This window comes from Bacteroidota bacterium (assembly GCA_023957335.1).
Taxonomy (GTDB): domain Bacteria; phylum Bacteroidota; class Bacteroidia; order NS11-12g; family UBA955; genus JALOAG01.
In genome coordinates, this window is sequence record JAMLHC010000003.1 from 95235 (window position 1) to 112853 (window position 17619).

Annotated in this window: 15 protein-coding genes; 4 read left to right on the forward strand and 11 right to left on the reverse strand. The window is 38.5% G+C overall.

What is annotated here, in order from left to right:
- Nucleotides 1-48: 48 nt before the first annotated feature.
- From M9892_06390 to M9892_06420, 7 genes are all read right to left on the reverse strand, one after another.
- Nucleotides 49-1020, reverse strand: coding sequence for a glycosyltransferase (locus M9892_06390; protein MCO5253969.1), 972 nt, complete (start codon nt 1018-1020; stop codon nt 49-51).
- Nucleotides 1021-1029: 9 nt separating this feature from the next.
- A complete protein-coding gene (locus M9892_06395; protein MCO5253970.1) occupies nt 1030-1611 on the reverse strand; it encodes a DUF4199 domain-containing protein in 582 nt (193 codons plus the stop codon).
- A gap of 7 nt (nt 1612-1618) precedes the next feature.
- A complete protein-coding gene (locus tag M9892_06400; protein MCO5253971.1) occupies nt 1619-2893 on the reverse strand; it encodes a dihydroorotase in 1275 nt (424 codons plus the stop codon).
- Between the two features lie 15 nt (nt 2894-2908).
- Nucleotides 2909-4924: a BatA domain-containing protein gene (locus M9892_06405; protein MCO5253972.1), complete on the reverse strand. Its 2016-nt coding sequence runs from the start codon at nt 4922-4924 to the stop codon at nt 2909-2911.
- Nucleotides 4925-4988: 64 nt separating this feature from the next.
- Nucleotides 4989-6173, reverse strand: a complete 1185-nt coding sequence (locus tag M9892_06410; protein MCO5253973.1) for an MFS transporter — start codon at nt 6171-6173, stop codon at nt 4989-4991.
- Between the two features lie 92 nt (nt 6174-6265).
- Nucleotides 6266-7270: an FAD:protein FMN transferase gene (locus tag M9892_06415; GenBank protein ID MCO5253974.1), complete on the reverse strand. Its 1005-nt coding sequence runs from the start codon at nt 7268-7270 to the stop codon at nt 6266-6268.
- Nucleotides 7267-10167 carry a tetratricopeptide repeat protein gene (locus M9892_06420; protein ID MCO5253975.1) on the reverse strand — a complete coding sequence of 967 codons (2901 nt, stop codon included), beginning with the start codon at nt 10165-10167 and terminating at the stop codon, nt 7267-7269. Before M9892_06420 ends, M9892_06415 begins: the two co-directional genes overlap by 4 nt.
- Before the next feature lie 637 nt (nt 10168-10804).
- Here M9892_06420 and M9892_06425 point away from each other — a divergent pair.
- Together M9892_06425 and M9892_06430 are read left to right on the forward strand one after the other, a co-directional pair.
- Nucleotides 10805-11269, forward strand: coding sequence for a hypothetical protein (locus M9892_06425; protein ID MCO5253976.1), 465 nt, complete (start codon nt 10805-10807; stop codon nt 11267-11269).
- A gap of 8 nt (nt 11270-11277) precedes the next feature.
- Entirely contained in the window at nt 11278-12762 is a 1485-nt protein-coding gene (locus tag M9892_06430) for a hypothetical protein (GenBank protein MCO5253977.1), read from the forward strand.
- 70 nt (nt 12763-12832) lie between these two features.
- On the opposite strand, the gene M9892_06435 is transcribed toward M9892_06430, so the two are convergent.
- The 4 genes from M9892_06435 to M9892_06450 all read right to left on the reverse strand — a co-directional run bounded on the left by M9892_06435 (nt 12833) and on the right by M9892_06450 (nt 14985).
- Entirely contained in the window at nt 12833-13447 is a 615-nt protein-coding gene (locus tag M9892_06435) for a SprT family zinc-dependent metalloprotease (GenBank protein ID MCO5253978.1), read from the reverse strand.
- 12 nt (nt 13448-13459) lie between these two features.
- A complete protein-coding gene (locus tag M9892_06440; protein MCO5253979.1) occupies nt 13460-14032 on the reverse strand; it encodes a DUF3109 family protein in 573 nt (190 codons plus the stop codon).
- Nucleotides 14029-14547, reverse strand: coding sequence for a 5-(carboxyamino)imidazole ribonucleotide mutase (purE, locus tag M9892_06445; protein ID MCO5253980.1), 519 nt, complete (start codon nt 14545-14547; stop codon nt 14029-14031). Before purE ends, M9892_06440 begins: the two co-directional genes overlap by 4 nt.
- 222 nt (nt 14548-14769) lie before the next feature.
- Nucleotides 14770-14985, reverse strand: coding sequence for a hypothetical protein (locus tag M9892_06450; protein ID MCO5253981.1), 216 nt, complete (start codon nt 14983-14985; stop codon nt 14770-14772).
- A gap of 189 nt (nt 14986-15174) precedes the next feature.
- On the opposite strand from M9892_06450, the gene M9892_06455 reads away from it, so the two are divergent.
- The gene (locus M9892_06455) at nt 15175-16152 is read left to right on the forward strand and encodes a hypothetical protein (protein MCO5253982.1); all 978 of its coding nucleotides are present in this window, start codon (nt 15175-15177) and stop codon (nt 16150-16152) included.
- A 110-nt stretch (nt 16153-16262) separates the two neighbouring features.
- Complete coding sequence (locus M9892_06460; protein MCO5253983.1) at nt 16263-17438, forward strand: ATP-binding protein; 1176 nt, start codon at nt 16263-16265, stop codon at nt 17436-17438.
- Nucleotides 17439-17619: the final 181 nt, after the last annotated feature.

Consider the following 17619-nt stretch of genomic DNA (forward strand, 5'->3'; position numbering starts at 1 on the left):
GTCATTCTTAGAGAGTAAATATCCATTTTCAGTATTATCATAAATTGATTACGATAATGGTGTCAAACCTAATGTTTCTTTTACTGAATAAGCATTTCTGTCTCTGCTGTCTCGCGTAATCAGTTCTCCAAGAAAACCTGCCAGAAAGAGTTGCACACCCAAAATCATACAGAGCAATGCAATATAAAAATAAGGGGTAGAAGTTACTAAAGGTGCTTGATGACCATTATACAAAGCCCACATTTTATGAATTCCAATACCGAGCGAAGTGCAAAACCCCAAGAAGAAAAACAACACGCCCCATACGCCAAAAAAGTGCATGGGTTTTTTTGCAAATCTTCCTACAAAAGTCAGCGTCAACAAGTCCAAGAATCCATTGACGAATCGGTTTAATCCAAACTTTGTTTTCCCGTATTTGCGTGCCCTGTGCTGCACAACCTTCTCACCAATTTTTCTAAATCCTGCATTCTTTGCTAAAACCGGGATGTAGCGGTGCATATCACCATATAGTTCAATATTGTTTACCACTTCGTGTGTATAAGCTTTCAGACCGCAGTTCATGTCGTGCAGTTTCAGCCCCGAAAGCTTTCTGTTCACTCCGTTATAAAGTTTTGACGGAATATTTTTGGTAAATGTATTGTCATGACGCACTTTCTTCCAACCGCTGACCAAGTCAAATCCCTCCTCTTTAATCATGCGATAGAGTTCGGGTATTTCATCGGGACTGTCTTGCAGGTCGGCATCCATTGTAATCACAACTTCTCCTTTAGATTTGGCGAACCCTTCATTCAATGCAGCAGACTTCCCGTAATTTCTCCTAAAACGAATGCCTTTGATATCCGGGTTGCGTGCGTTGAGAGCACTAATGATTTTCCAACTATTGTCAGTACTTCCGTCATCAACCATAATAACTTCATAAGAAAAATTGTTTTTTTCCATCACGGATTCTATCCATTCAATCAGTTCGGGAATGGATTCATCTTCGTTCAGAAGCGGTATGACAACAGAGATATTTTTCATAGATAGTGTTTATTCCTGTGGAAATTCTTTCTTAAATCCAAGACCTACCAACAGACTGAGAATAAAAGACCAAAAACATGAAAACAAAACAGACATGATTAGCAAAATGGGAGGTGAAAGAAAAAACTTAGCAAATTTAATTGCCATTGCTTTTGCATTTTCATAATCCTCTGTTGACATAGTAGAAGCAGTTTTTTCAAGTTCTTCAGTAATGCGCAACTCAATGTCCAGATTGGCATCATACATATATTGTGCTTTCAAAATCGCGTATATACCTGTGAGCAAACCGCTGAACAAACCTACCAAAGCCCCAATACCCATGATTCTTTTATAAGGAATAAAACCCTGTAAATCTTTAAATGAATGTTCTTTGGCAGCTAAATAAATGGTGAGCGCACCCAGAATTACCATTTGCAATATTGAAAGCCCGCCACTACTTGTAGCAGTAGGGTTGTTGGTAATAATGAAAAATGTCAGGTCTATAATGATTGTAAGGAGAGCGAGCAATATGCCGTATTTGAGTGCGACTTTATATGGTTTGTGCGTTTTCAGCAAACTTGGATAGTCTGTATGGTTTTCATTGTATTCCATTGTTTTCTTATTTGTGTATGGTTAATTTATTTTTAATAAAAACGGCTGCAACAAGGTATTGGTGGCTTGCGCCCATGAAAGGGGAATTGGCAGACAAAGATAGGTTGTTGGTTTTGTTTAGGATTTGTTTGGCATTGTCGCGTGTAATCACAAAATTGTCAATCACACCGTATGCAAATGTGTCAGCCTTTATTCCCAAAACCGTTTCGGGACCTGATGACAAGAGTGCAGCAAGTTTGGATGCGCCTATTTTGCCGGCTAACTCTTCCAACAATTTTGACCAAATAGATTGCAGTGTACTTGCTCCATATTTAGCATACATAAATTCCACATCGGTTACTTCGGTGTCCAAAGGTCTGTGACCGCTGCTGATGGCATCAATCGTTCCGTCTTTAAGTCCTGCTATCAACGCCTTGCGATGTTTTTCTGTTCGGAGTGGAGGCATTACTTTGAAGACAGAATCAAATCCTTTTAGGTTTTCATCCGTAAACAGAAGATTCATAGCACGCACATCGCAAGTTACTTGTAGTCCTTCCTTTTTTGCTTCCTTGATCATTGCCACAGATTCCGCACAACTAATACCCGAAAAATGCAAGCGACCTCCGGCATATCTCAAAATTTCTAAATCTCTTTTAACCATCAGAAATTCGGACAGTTCAGGCAATCCTTTCAAACCTAAACTAACAGAAATTTCGCCTTCGTGCATCACGCCTCCCACAGAGACCGTCTCGTCAAATGGAAAACTGAAAATCAAACCATTGAATGATTGTACATATTGCAAAGCTCTTTTGAGCAATCCTGATTGCTTAATGGCTTTGTCTGCATTGCTGAAAGCCACTGCACCTGCTAAGTGCATGTCATACAATTCTGCCATTTCTTCGCCTTTGAGCTCTTTGCTTATAGCTCCCAATGGCAAAAAATCTATTTTGGACTGACGGCTGTTTTTGATATAATAATTTACTTCTGACTTTCCATCAATCACAGGGTCGGTATTGGGCAAGCAGCACAAACGTTGAAAACCGGAGGCAAGTGCCAATTTTTCAGCACTTTCAAAATTTTCTCTGTATTCAAATCCGGGGTCGGGCAGACTAAAACTCAAATCAGTAAAAGCAGGTGTGAGCATACATCCTGCATAATTGATGATTTCAAAATCTCCCTTTTGGCTGTTGTGTTTTACAATACGAGCCTCTGAACCCGAAAGCAAAATATCAACAGTTGCGCCATCAATACTTGATTTTGAGTTAGTTACGATTAAACCTTGCAGTAATTTAGCTTTACTCATTTTACATTTGCAATATTAAACTTTCCAAATTCGCAACAAAATCATTTCTGCAATCAAAAACAAAAGAGCCGCAGACACAAAATATTTCCAAAGCGGAGTGCCCTCTCCTGCCCTTTTGACCTCATTGGACACAAACTCAGGTTTGTCGAACAGCAGTTTCACACCCATCTTAGCAGCAACCTGTTTCAAATTATCCGCAGTTTCAATAGCTTCCACAGATTCACCTCGCGGCAGGTTGAAGGCGAAACGGTATTTTTCGGTGTTTTGTGCATCCACCAAAGAATAAATTCCCGGTTCTACAATACTGCCATGTGTAATCAAATACGAGTGATTGTCGCGCATCACTATCTCCGGTATCAATTCCAAGGTCTGATTTTTCAGTTTCCACACTTCATCTTTTGCTATTTTTATTCCTTTGAGGTTCAGCATACCCTCAGTTCCGGTTTCATAAGCAAGTTGACTTTCCGCCTCTTTGAAAGTTGCCACCCTGAGCATGAACGGTACAAAGAAAGGGTGCATAACAAGGTTACTGAAAGATTTGTCCAAAGCAACAGCAGCAGAAAATATAACACCTGCTCCACGCTTTGTACGGACTGCCAACGGACTGCCGTTTTTTAATTTCCAAAAAACATTTTGCCTCGCGCCCGGCAAGAGCGTGTAATATTGATACACAGACGGCAAATCAATATCTTTGGGTGTGTTCTGAAAAATTCCATGTAACAATGGTTCTTTCAAATCCCATAATTCAGCAGAAATATTTTGAACATTCAAATCTGAAAAACCGCCCGCCTGCATTCTTTGCAAAATTTGATTGGCTGCATTCTGAGCAGGGTTAGTACTTGGAAAGACAATAAGATTCCCTCCGGCTTCCACAAATTTTGTTAATTCATCTGCCAAACCGGTGCTAACATTGTTCAATCCATCGCAAACCACAAAATCCATATCTCCCAATTTGTCAAAAACAATTTGCAAAGGCGAAATAAAATCCACTTCAAATCCTGCATTTTGGGTAAATAATGCTTTCAGATAAGGCGATTCTCCTTTGTCGTTCAACACCAAGCCTTTAGAGCCTTTTTGCACTTTATAGGTCAAATAATAATGGTCGTCAAAATGGTAGTCATCTCCCGGCAGTTCAAGCATAACATTTTTCCACCCTTCGCTACCGGTATTAAACGGAAGTATAACCACTTTGCTTTTACCTGCGTCTATGTCCACATTCACGACTCCTTTTGCTATCTCATTTTCCACCAAACGCAAAGTAACATCCTTCATATCTTCCTTGCCGTAATTACTTAACTTGACATTGAGTTGTGCAATTTCTTCAGGCAACAATTGAGGCGAAAAGAACCAAGCAGAATCAATCGCAATATTCTCAGACTGGTTAGCCGGAACACTCAACCAATAGTGAACACCGCTTGTATCAATATTCTCAGGCATATTTTTTATAAACCCTTGTCTGAAATCTGAAATATAAACCGCAATGCTGTTTTTGTCTGAGAGTGAACGCATGATAGAAAATATATCCTTTTCGGTAAAACTGTGGTTGGACAAAGGCAGTTTATCTATCTCCTGCAAGATTTCATCTTTGTCCATAGCCCTTGCAAAATCTTGCTCTTGCGAATGGCTGAGGAGATAGAAACTAAATTCGTTTGAGAAATCTTTGACCAAAGCCCTTGCACGGTTCTTGGTAGCTTCAAAAACAGGTCCTTCTGCCCCGTCACCACTCATGCTGAGAGAATTATCAAGAAAAATAATCAACTTATTTTTGGGGTTATTGCTTTGTGTATTGCGGTCAGGAATAAAAGGTAATGCAAAGGCAAACACCAAAGCAAGTATGCCCAAAATCCGCAAAGTCATCAACACAAGTTTACGCAACTTGTTGCCCAAGCCTGTTTTGACAGTAATCTGTTTGAGCAAATCCACCCGCGTGAATTCCACCTTGCGATAGCGTCTGAAACGAAACAGATGGATAATAAGCGGAATCAAGCCCAACAGCAAAAACCACAATAACCCGGGCGAATGAAAATGCATTAGCGCAAAAGTAAATATAATTACGAAACGCAAGTAATACACGATTACAAGCTAAATTGAATGCTTATATCAGATTTTTAACCAGCTTATTGCGTTCAAAAACCTTTCTCGAATTAAACCAAAAAATCACAAGTGAAATAAAACACAGAGCCGCAGTAAAAAGATACATATTGGAAAAACCAAATTTGCCATTTAAATAAGCACCGACCAGCATCCCAATTCCAATCCCCAAATCAAATCCGGTCAGATACGTTGAGTTGGCAGTGCCGCGTTTGTGTGCCGGTGCCATGTCAATATACATAGTTTGTAAAGCAGGAAAAAGAGTTCCATAGCCAATTCCGATAAGCAAGGCAGATGCGCAATAATAGAAAATACTGTGTAAGAGCGCGAACCCAACAAACCCGATAGTGATAGCCAGCAAAGCCACTACCATCATGTGTTCTAAATACCCTTTATCAACAAATTTGCCCGAAGTAACCCTCGAGAGGATAATACCGGCAGCCAGAAAGAGAAAAAACACCCCCGAGTTTTCTATTCCTATGGATTTGCCATAGAGCACAGCAAACGCAACCAAAGTTCCCCAACCAAAAGTCAAAAAAAGCTGATTGAACAAAATCGGAATTCCTTTGACTAAGATAAATCTGTCTAAGGAAATAGGAGCCACATTATCTGATTTGACTCTTTTGGGAGTTTGTATAAATAAGGCTACTAAAACTGAAAGTACGCCCATAGCCAATGCGCTTGTTACCAAAAAATCAAAACCATATTGGTCATAAATATTAACTGCAATATAGGGAGCAATCGCCATAGCAATATTGGTATTCACTCCAAAATACCCAATTCCTTCAGCCCTTCTGGAAGCAGGGATGATATCTATTGCAACCGTGTTTGCGGCAACTGTTGACAAACCCCAAAATGCCCCATGTACGAACCTAAGTGTTACAAAAAACACAACCGAAACCGCAAAATAATATCCCAGATAGGTAAGCACAAACAAGAGTGTCCCTATCACCAGCAGCGGTTTTCGCTCATAGGAATCAACCAAAAATCCACAAAATGGGCGCACAAAAAGTAATGCAATCGCATAAGAAGACAGCACAATCCCAATTTTGGGAGGTGAAACTTTCAGCACTTCCGACAAATAAATCGGCAAAGTAGGCATGAGTAAATTGAAAGAAAATGCAAACAAAAAATAAGAAGCACTGGTGATGATAAAATCCTTATTCCATAACTTACGCTCTGCTGCCATTGCTACTTTTTAAAGTGTCGGCAAAATTAGCTAAGTAATTGTCAGCCTTGATTTCATTTAAACTTGCAAAGTTCGCTTTTGCTCTAAAACAATTATCGATGTTCCCAACTCACCCAAGTTTTCATTTCTCCGTTTTCCTCGTATATCAAAACCCCGTCCAACGTGCTATCGCTCAATATCATCCTTTTTGCATCCTCAACCCCCATTACCATAAATGCAGTTGCCAGCGCATCGCAATTAGCGCCAAGTTTTGATATCACGGTTGCGCTCAACAGTGAATTATGAGTAGGATAACCGGTTTTGGGATCTATGGTATGACCATATTTTTTACCTTCTTTTTGAAAAAAATTGCGGTAGTTGCCGCTGGTAGCCATCGCTTTATTATTGAGTTCAAGTTCAAACATCCCTGAGTTCATAGACTTGTTGTCCGTAGGTCGTTCAATACTGATTTTCCAGATTTTTCCATTGGGATTATATCCTCTGGCTTTTAACTCTCCGGTTATGTTAATCAGATAATCCTCAAAACCCAAGGAATCCAAAAGTGAAGATACTACATCTGTTGCATAGCCGGCAGCAATTGCATTATAGTTGAGTTCGTAATTGGGGTTGGGTTTTTGAGGAAAACACCCTTTAAGGCTGAAATTCTCATAATTACAATACTGTGAAAGGCTATCTATCACAAGTGAATCAATCACATCGGGATTTTGTGAATTATCTCCAAAGCCCCAGAAATGAAACAAAGGACCTAATCCGGGATTAAACGCCTTGTTGGTTTTGTGGTAAATCACCAGAGAGGTTTTAAAAACTTGTGTCATCCATTTACATTGTCTTTCGGTTAGATGTTTCAAATCTTCATCAGTCAATGTGTTATGATTAAATTTATACAAAAATGCGTTTGAATCATAAGTAGAAAAAAGTTGGCTAAATTCTGTCAAAAGCGAATCAATCTTGGGCTTCAAACCTTTGTCCCCTCGATACTTAATACTATAAGTAGAACCCATTGTTTCGCCTGTAATTTCAACATATCCTGTATCTCTGTTACATGAGGCAATTAACAATAACACAAGAACGAAAAAGGTTATTTTGCTCAATCTCATTGTGCACCTCCTTGCAATCTGTAGAACTCCTGACGGTATTTCTCTGCATTTTGTTTATCGCCACGTATTTCAAAAGCACGCGAAATGTCTGCATAAATATCAGCTTGGTTAGGGGCAATCTGCATTGCATAATTTAAGTAGTACAAAGCACTGTCTGTTTGTTGCAGGTTGATGAACACTCGCGCAACCCCTTGATAGCCTTGTGCAATATTCGGGTTGTTTTCTATCATGCTCTTATAGGATTGCATTGCCTGTGTCATATCATTCTTGTTCATGGAAATTACCCCAAGATACATATAAGCTCCCGTATAATTTTTCTTAAAACTGATTGCCTTTTTAAACAAAGATTCTGCTGTTGACAGCATTGCTTGGTCAATATTCTGCTCATTGGAAGTAGCTTGTGTAAAGTAAATTTCCCCTAATGAAAAATATGCCTCATAGTTGCCATCTCTAATCTCTAAAGCTCTTTTGAACTCTGCAATTGCATCATTAAATTGCCCCAAAACCCTATAAGTAGCGCCCAAGCCTCTATGATATTCCTCTTCCAAAGGCTCGGCTTCAATGGCTTTCTTAAAATATATTACAGCGCTGTCATACTTCTTTTCAGCAAAAGCCCTGTAACCGTCATAGCCTGTTGTCGCTTTTCTTTTGACTACTGCGCACACCGGCACTCCGGCTACATTCACTGTATGCACAGTGCCTTCGGGCGTCCAATATCCTCCCAAAATTTGATTTTTGTTCAACGTACGACTTGTCCAAATGGCATATTCCCAATTATTTTTTGTCCATTCGTATTCCCTTGTCCAACGATATTGTATGCTGTCACTACCCGACACAAATGTGGTCAATGTTTCAACCGGGTTATTGCTGTTCATCGGAATCTTACCATTAAAAAGTTCAGGAATATTTTTCCCTACCCACTCCATAGCCGCACGCGGAGTTTGATTCCAATAATCAAGTTCGTAAATGCCGTTGGCACCTTTTACCCCTCCGGTTAGTTCGTTGAAATACATGTATTGATAAGGGTGATTGGCAAAAGACCAAATCATGGCGGGTGCGCCCGTGCCAATAAATGCGAGCAATGCAATCCACTTCAAAGAAGGTTTTTTTACAACTTCTACAAGTTTACTCCAACCCACTGCCGCCAACACAGCTAATCCGGGATATACAAACAACATGTGCCTCCATCCGTTGTATAGATATGAGCCTTTGTAAATCGTATAGACAACCGGAAATATTGAAGAAAAAATAACCAATCCGAGTACCAATTTTTGGTTTGGGCTTAATTTGCTTTTATACAACAGCAACACCAATGGCAACCCTACCAACAACATCAGAGGAGCTGTAATCAAAATCAGTTTTGGGATATAATACCAAGGCTTAATATACATTCTTACTCCCTCAAACAATTCATAATAGGTCAGTGCCGAGAAGTTTTCAAATTTGCTCAATGCATTCAAAACACCATGCAATGGGTCGCGTAAGGCGTAGGGCCAGATTGAAATCCCAAGCAAATAGCCAATAATCAAAATCGGAAGCCCAAATTTCAGATAGGGTTTAAGCGAAGCGGATTGCTTAAAATTCAACAACCACAAAATGCCAAAGAACATTACCACAAAAGCAAATGCCATCAAACCTCCTGCTCTTACACTCAACACAAGTCCTAAAGAAATAGCCAGCATCAACCTACTCTGCAAAGTGGGTTTTGGAAATTCCAATAAAGTCCTTGCCAGATAATACACACTCATAATAAAACCGAGTGCAAAAGGGATGTCCTTAGGGTTATTAAAGCTATGTCCAAAGAAAGAGGGTGAAAAATACATGATGAACAACGCCAATACCCCCGCCCGCACATCAAACACACGCCACGCAAGCAATCCCGTAAACAGAATGATTAAAAATCCGACAAAAGCATTCAAAAAGTGTCGAATGGCATATACATTGGCATTGGGGCTAAAATTATGGATGATTTTTTGGGCTACTACCGACACCACATCAAATGACATCCCATAGTGTTGGTTGACTTCTCTGTTTCTGCCTTCGGCAAAATTAAACATCGTTGTATCAGAGCCGAAACTGCTCAGGTATTGGTAAACCAATTCTGCCGATTCTTGATTGGTTTCCTCGTCCCATGTAACATTATAGTCCTTGCTGATAAACAACATGGACAACATGCCCACAAGAGCCAGCATAAAAAACTTAAAGCGATAAATCAATGAGTTGCCATTGTTAATAGCTTCTTTGACCGAAAAACCGTTTTTGAGTGGCACAGAAATAAACTCCTCTTGCACTAATTTACCTGCTGTCCGCCATCCTTTAAAAAACTCGAAAATGCCTACTGTCTTGGAAACTGCCAATCCCTGCACTGCCACGCCTTCAATTTCCATCCCTTGCCTTCTACATTCGCGTGCCAGTCCGAGCGGAGATAGTTTTGCCAATGCGGGTGTTTGCGCTAAGTATTCTTTGGTTTTTTCGGTCGGAAACAAAATACAAGAGTTAAGAGCGTGATGAGGTTCAATACCACTATACAATCTTTCGATAACACCCTGAAACCAAAAATTTGCTTTTTTCCCAAAACCTTCTTTTGCGAGAGGTTTTGGCGATGTTGGCACAAGCACTGTGTTGGGGACTACGGGAGTCTTAAGCACAAACTCAATCACAGAATCGAGTTTGCTTTGTTTGGCAAAATCTGCTTGGGTTGGGAAACACAGCAACTCGTTTTTTGCATTGTGCAAATCACTCACAAAATCCACCTTATCAACAAGTGCTTTCAGTGTATCCGGCAAATCAGCTATTGCATAATCACCGGGCATCACAACCGATAAACCCAACTTTCTGCCTTGTATATGAGGGCTTGACAAAGGAGATGATTTGATTGCTTGTTTCTTTTTGCTCATTTTGGTTCTGTGATTTGAGGGGCGAAAATTAATATAAAAATTAGGAATAGGAAGGAAATTACAAGGTTCAAATTCCAAACACCTTGGGAGCTATGATTAGAATCCTCTCTCTGCTCATACCTAACACCAAAAATTTGATAACATTCAAACCGCACTCACTTCTGCATTGCCTTTTACTCTGAACAACTGACCATCCCAGCTGTCATGCTGAGTGCTTTTGTTGCTCCGAACAAAGGTGTATCGAAGCATGACGAGAATTAATTTACTAAATTGTGGAAAACTTTATTTGCAAAAAATTTGTTTATAAGGGGGGGGGTATATTTGCTGTACAATTTTAATCAATACTTCGGAAAGTAATTAATAAAAAACCTTTACATGAGTTATTACAACAAGGGTTAGGGAAAGAAAAGTGCAAAACAAAAAAGTTGACCAATAGTGTCAAAAAAATAAAAACAAGATTTTGTCTTTCCAAAATTTAAGTACTTTTGAATGGGAGAATTGCTAAGCCCAGAACGAAAAAAAGGAGCAACAGGATAAAAAAGAGCCTGCCGCGCATGGAATTGTGTAGTGAGTTAAAGAGAGAAGTGTTTTCATGTACGGGAAAGACTTTAATTTTAAAATTTAAATAATTAATGAAATGAAAACAATTAATCTAAAACTCTCTTTACTTTTCTTCTTGTTTTACGCCTTTGTCATGAACCATGCCAATGCAGACATCGTACTGAAATTAGAAACTGGAATTGACCAAGGTATGACAGACAAGTATGTAACAAGGGTATGTGATAACACAGCAAGCCCTCCGTATGTATCTATGACATGTCTTAATTCCGGTAATAGTAAGTGCTATACAAATGCCGAATTAAGGGAATGGTGTGAGGGTGCGAATGTTGTACCATGGATACCCAATGTGGGGACAAATGGCTTAGACCAAACTGTCACTTATATTCAATCTCTATTTGAAAACGGGCAATCTTACGGGACAATCAATAAAACATATTATAACCCTCAAACCCAAGAAACAGCATTAGTTACATTTCATTGGGAAGCAGACAGCACCAATCCTAACATTGTTATCATTACCATACATGATGAACTATTATGAATAAATATATGAAAATATATTTCTACAAACCGGCAAACCAATATTGGTTTGCCGGTTTGTTCTTCTTTATAGCTCTAATATTAGGTTGTCCCAATAATACAAATGCAGCACAAGGTGATTCTTTGATTTATAATAAGTCTGCTATAACATTATTTCACATTGAGAAAATTAACATAGAATCTCAAGATGAGTTAAATTTCACAAGTGGGTTTAGCGTTATAGGTCTAAAACAATACAAGGGAGATACTTTATTATTAGTCAGTTATAAATTAGATAAGAGCGGATTAAAGATTACTCATTTAATTTTTCAACCTATATTGTTTAATGGGAGAAAAAAATTAAAGCCACTGATATATGCTCTAACTTCCGGAGATAAAGTTGATATGATTAGAAGTATTACTTTCAACCTCAATCAGAACTTATGTTATTTATTTTCTTCATTTTCAGTGCTTGAATTTCAAATAGATTTTCATAATTCTATCCTAAACCGTATCTCATCCACCCCTATTCCCACAACACTTGCATTCGTTGGTTTTTCTGAAAATCATGAAACAATTCTTCAAGAAAAACAACAATACTACATTTATCAATCTGAGTTTGTCGGCAATAATACGATCAGGTTAATTCAATTTATTCATACCTCTTTTTTAGCATATTTGGATACTGCAAATAAAGCAATTCCTTGCGGATGGTTTGAATATAATGTTCAAACAAAAAAGTTTAGCCCAATTCAACCCATCATTATTCAAGGCATCGATTTTACTGCATTCAATCAACAAAATTTAATTGCACTTCTTTATGGAAAAATTTTTTATTCTGATGGATACTCTGCACGTTTATATATGATTGACCCTGAGTTTAAAACAAAAGATTCATTTGAAATAGAATGTCTAAAAGACCACCCATACTGGTTTCCATTAGAAAAAGATTCAATAAATTATATTAATCAAGGCTTGTCTGCATATTTCACCAATAATGAAAGAAATAATTACATTGATAAATGGGGGTTTTCAAAATCTAGAATAAGAAACTTTTGCGCAATTGGCGACCCTACAGATTCAGTATTTGCAGTTTTGTGGGATATTGGCTTTACTAACCCAAAGTATCTCAGTAGAACCAAAGTAGATTCAACAATCAATAAAACTTTCTTGGTGCTATGCAAGATCAAATCCAACAAAGTAACTGCAATTACTTCAAATCTTTGTTATCCAAATGAAAAGAATAAAAATAGAAAAATCACTCCCACTAACTTTCATTTTATGATGGATATTGGTCAACTGACAAATATGGATAAAGACGGATTAGTCGTGTTTTGGCCTGCTACACAGGACTATGTTGATACTGCTATTCAATTCTTTTTAGAAACCGACCCTTCTAAACAGCTAAATTGGAACGACATCAATGCTGTCAGATTTTATCAAAAGGAGGACAAACCTCAGGCTGCACTTCTCTTTTTTAAATTAAATACATATTTTGAAACCAAAAAAGAATGATATCTGCTTTCAAATTCATGGGCTTAAAGAGAAAAACATGAGCAAAATCATTCACATTCAGCCATATAATTCAAACTGCACTCACTTCTGCATTGCCTTTTACTCTGAACTTTCGTCCGGTGCTGACTTCTTTGCACAAATACCATGTACGAAGACGGGTTTCTTTGACTAAGCATAAACCATTATTGAGTTTAAATGTTGCTCCGGGCGGTATTGCATCCAAAGTGATGATTGCATCGCCTTTGTCATATTTCCTGAGTACTGATATCAAATGAGTGTCTGAAAGAAAAGTAGCGGGTGTTTTGATAAAAAATTTAGTCAAAGCTGACTGTATATCGGGGGGCAACAATCCGGACATCAAAACAGGCTGTGCCATTTCCTTAAAAATCCTTTTCCATTCCTCTCCATGCGGCTCAGCTTTGCGTCCAAAGTCTTCCCATGTTTTGACGTGTGCCATTTCGTGAATATAAACCAATAGAAAATAGTACGGATTCAGGTCTGAGTTAACCGTAACTTCATGCTTTTTTCTGCCTTGCACAGGAGGACGGTAATCACCCGATTTCGTATTGCGCGGGCGCTTTACTTTTAAATCTACCTTGTATTGCACCAATAAATCTGCACAGAATGAAGCAAATTCTTGGGGTACATACTTTTTAAAACCTGATATGATTTGGTCTTTTGTCATTAACGAAGGGTATTAATAACTTTTGCGGGCTTCATACACTGCCTCCATCTCATTGTAAAATTCTTTGCCAAACGCTCTGATGATGGGGTCTTGCAGAAATTTAAAAACAGGTATTCCAAGTTTATCTCCCAACTTCAATGCAGGTTTGCAAATATCCCATTCGTGATAGTTTAAGGCTGTGTATTCCCCTACTTTTGACACTCTGATGGGATAGAGATGACAAGATATGGGTTTCTTAAAATCTGACTTGCCGTCTCGAAATGCTTTTTCAAGTGCACAACCGAGAATGCCACGTTCGTCCCTGAATGAAAACACACACTCTCCGGTAGGCAAACAAGTGGTAACCAATTCTCCTACATAATCCTTCTCATAAAACCCTGATTGAGCTAACAGTTCTTTTTGTTTTTCGGGTAAATAAGATTCTACGTTTTTGATATTTTTACGGATGGGTTCTAATTCCTCTGTATCCAGCGGTGCGCCTGCATCCCCTTCTACACAACATGCGCCCAGACATTTATCTAAATTGCAAACAAATTTTACATCAAACAATTCATCTGAAATCAGTTTATCTCCAATCAGAATCATGGTTTCATACCTTTGAGATATTTTTCAAAACCTATTTTTTCGATTTTATCCGCTTTTTCCAACACGGATTTTTCGAGGTCTTTTTTGTATTTGTCTATCCTTGCACGGACTTTGGCATCAGAAGCTCCAATGATTTGCGCAGCAAACAAACCGGCATTCGCAGCCCCATTGATAGCCATAGTTCCCACCGGTACACCGGGAGGCATTTGTACTATACTGTACAGGCTGTCCACACCGGAAAGATTGGAAGATTTGACCGGCACACCCACCACGGGTAAGGACGAAAACGAAGCCAACATTCCGGGCAAATGAGCTGCTCCTCCGGCTCCGGCAATGATTACTTTGAAACCCTTTTTGGCTGCTGTTGTGCCATATTCGGCAAGCCTTTGGGGTGTTCTGTGTGCGGAAACAATGGATAGCTCAAATGAGATTTTGAGTTTTTGCAAAATTTCAGCCGCGCCTTGCATCACCGGCAAATCGCTGTCTGAGCCCATTACTATTAATACATCTGCCATAAAAGTCGTATGTTTGTGTGCGGCAAAGATAAAACTTCCATAGACAATGAACATCAACTAAAAGCATTCTAAGTTAAAAACAAACATTCAATAATTACCCGGAACAACTGACTTTCCCTGCTGTCATGCTGAGTGGATTGGCTACTCCTAACACCACACCCCCTATTGTCATGCTGAGTGCTTTTGTTGCTCCGAACAAAAGTGTATCGAAGCATGCGCTGCTCATCCTTCGATACACTCGCCCTCTGCACATACCCTGCCGCGAGCACTCAGGATGACAATGCGCCTCTGTATGCTGAGTGGCTTGGCTGCTCCTAACAATACACCTCTCCTGATGTCATGCTGAGTGCTTTTGTTGCTCCGAACAAAAGTGTATCGAAGCATGCCCTGCTCATCCTTCGATACACTCGCCCTCTGCGCATACCCTGCCGCGAGCACTCAGGATGACAATGCGCCTTTGTATGCTATGTGGCTTGACTGCTCCGAACAAAAGTGTATCGAAGCATGACCGGAATTCGTTTACTAAACTGTGATAACTTTATTTGTAAAAAATTTGTTTATAAGAGAGAGGGGGGGGTATATTTGCTGTTAAAAATCAATCAATTTCTCACTTAATTAATTCTCACTATGAAGAGAGCCATATTTATTTCCGCATTGTGGTTATTCTCATGCCTTACGACAGTAGCATCAGATAGTTTGCATTTCAAGAAAATAGCCGATTTCCCAAAAAATATAATGGGTAATACCACACAAGTTGAAAGCCTTGTGGAGTACAACTCACAGTTGATTTTTGCTACTCGCGCAGGTATTTATAAAATAAGTAAAAAATCACAAATTGAATCTTTTAGCAATGGAATAACAGGAAACAAAGCTGCTACACATTTAGTTATATTTGAAAACACACTGTATGCTTCGTTCCAATTCAACGGTATTTATAAACTCGGGAAAGACAACAAAACGTGGTTGCCGGTCAAGAAAGGCTTAAGCGATTCTGTTATTTTCTCAATGTCAGTTTGCAACGGGAAACTATTTGCAGCAGGGTATGACAGTAAATTATTTGAATGGAACAGCAAAGAAGATAAATGGGAAACTATTGAAGGTACTGTCCGTGGCATAGTCAGTTGCGCCTGCAACAACAATGTATTGTTAATGGGAACTAACGGCAACAGTATCTATCGCTATAATATACAAAACAGACAAACTGTTAAAATAGCACAGTTATTCAAACCGGACAATTACAATGGCGAGACAATTGGTTTTGGGGTATTAGCCATGTCTGTTCACGCCAACAACATCTATGCATCGGTTCACACAAAAGGCACATATTATTCATCCGATCAGGGAAAAACATGGGAAACAAGTCCTATCCCTTTTACCGCTTCGTTTTTAGAAAATGCAAACGATCACATTATTGGCATTCATGCAGGAGAAAAGACCGGTCTTTATGTTTTAGACACCGAAACGCTTTCATTTAATCCTCTCGTTACATCGTTAAATGAAAAAGTGGTTTTTATGTGTATTGCGGGAGATAGGCTGATAATTGCAACCATAGGCAGACTTTATGAGCTCTCTTTGAGCAAGCTACATGACTATTATAAAAATTGAAGTGTTGTCTTGCTGTGTGGTCGGTGACAACACCAAGCACGGCTAAAAATTCCAAAATTACATAGAGAAAATTCCAAATTTGCATAGGGAAAATTCCAAAATTGCCTAAAATGGATTACTTTTGCGATGTGATTAATCGCATTGCAAAGAAGAAAATTCTGGAAATGGCAAAGAAATTTCCGATTATTGTCCTTACTGGTCCAAGGCAATCCGGAAAAACTACGATAAGCAAACAAAGCTTTCCAGACTATAGGTATGTGTCATTGGAAAATCCGGACGATTTGAATTTTGCCCTCTCCGACCCAAAAGGTTTTTTGAGTTTTTATGATAAAAAAGTTATCATAGACGAAGCCCAAAATGTTCCTGAACTATTTTCTTATTTGCAACAAATTGTTGACACATCCAATCATACGGGGCAATACATTCTGACTGGTTCTCAAAACTATTTGATGATGGAAAAAATTAGTCAAAGTCTGGCTGGCAGAGTTTACTTAATGAATCTTTTGCCTTTGTCTTTTGATGAATTAAAATCAGAAAAGAATTTCGACCTTGATTCTGTTATTTTCGAAGGTGGATATCCCCGTATTTATGACAAGAAAATAGCACCGCAAGATTTCTTCCCATCTTATATACAAACCTATGTAGAACGCGATGTCAGAACCATTTTGAACGTTCAAGATATTTCGACTTTTCAAAAGTTTATACAACTGTGTGCCGTTCATGCCGGACAACTTTTTAATGCAAGTGCAATTTCAAATGCTTTGGGACTGAGTGTAAAAACTGTCCAAAACTGGATTTCTATTCTGGAAACAAGTTTCATTGTTTTTCAGCTAAAACCTTGGCATAATAATTTTTCAAAAAGAGTTGTAAAAACTCCTAAACTCTATTTTTATGATTCGGGTTTACTCTCGCATTTATTGGGAAAAGAAAATAAAGAAGACTGGATTGTATCTTCTCATAAAGGAGTTTTATTTGAAAATACAATAATCACAAATATCCTGAAAGACCATTATAATCAAGGTGCGTCAAGAAATTTTTATTTCTGGCGAGATAGCAATGGCAACGAAATTGATTTAATTATTGAAAAGGGTAAAAATGTTCAATGTATTGAATTGAAATCATCTCAAACAGTAAAACCTGAATACCTGAAATCGCTCCACTATTTGGATAAAATCGCACCACAATTTGACCTTGAACATTATTTAATAAACACCCAAGACCAAACACAAAAAAGAAGCAATGAAACTATTTTGAGTTGGAAGGACACGGATTTGTTGATAATGTAACTCGCTCGGCAAATTGGGTTCGATATAATTACCCGAAAATTGTTGGTTACAACACTAAAATATTCCTGCAATTTATTCTTTGTGCATTTAACTATGACAAATCAATCATTAATTTGGCATATATTTAGCATATTTTTCCGAGTTTTGCACATTAAATTTAGAATATTACAACCTCACATTA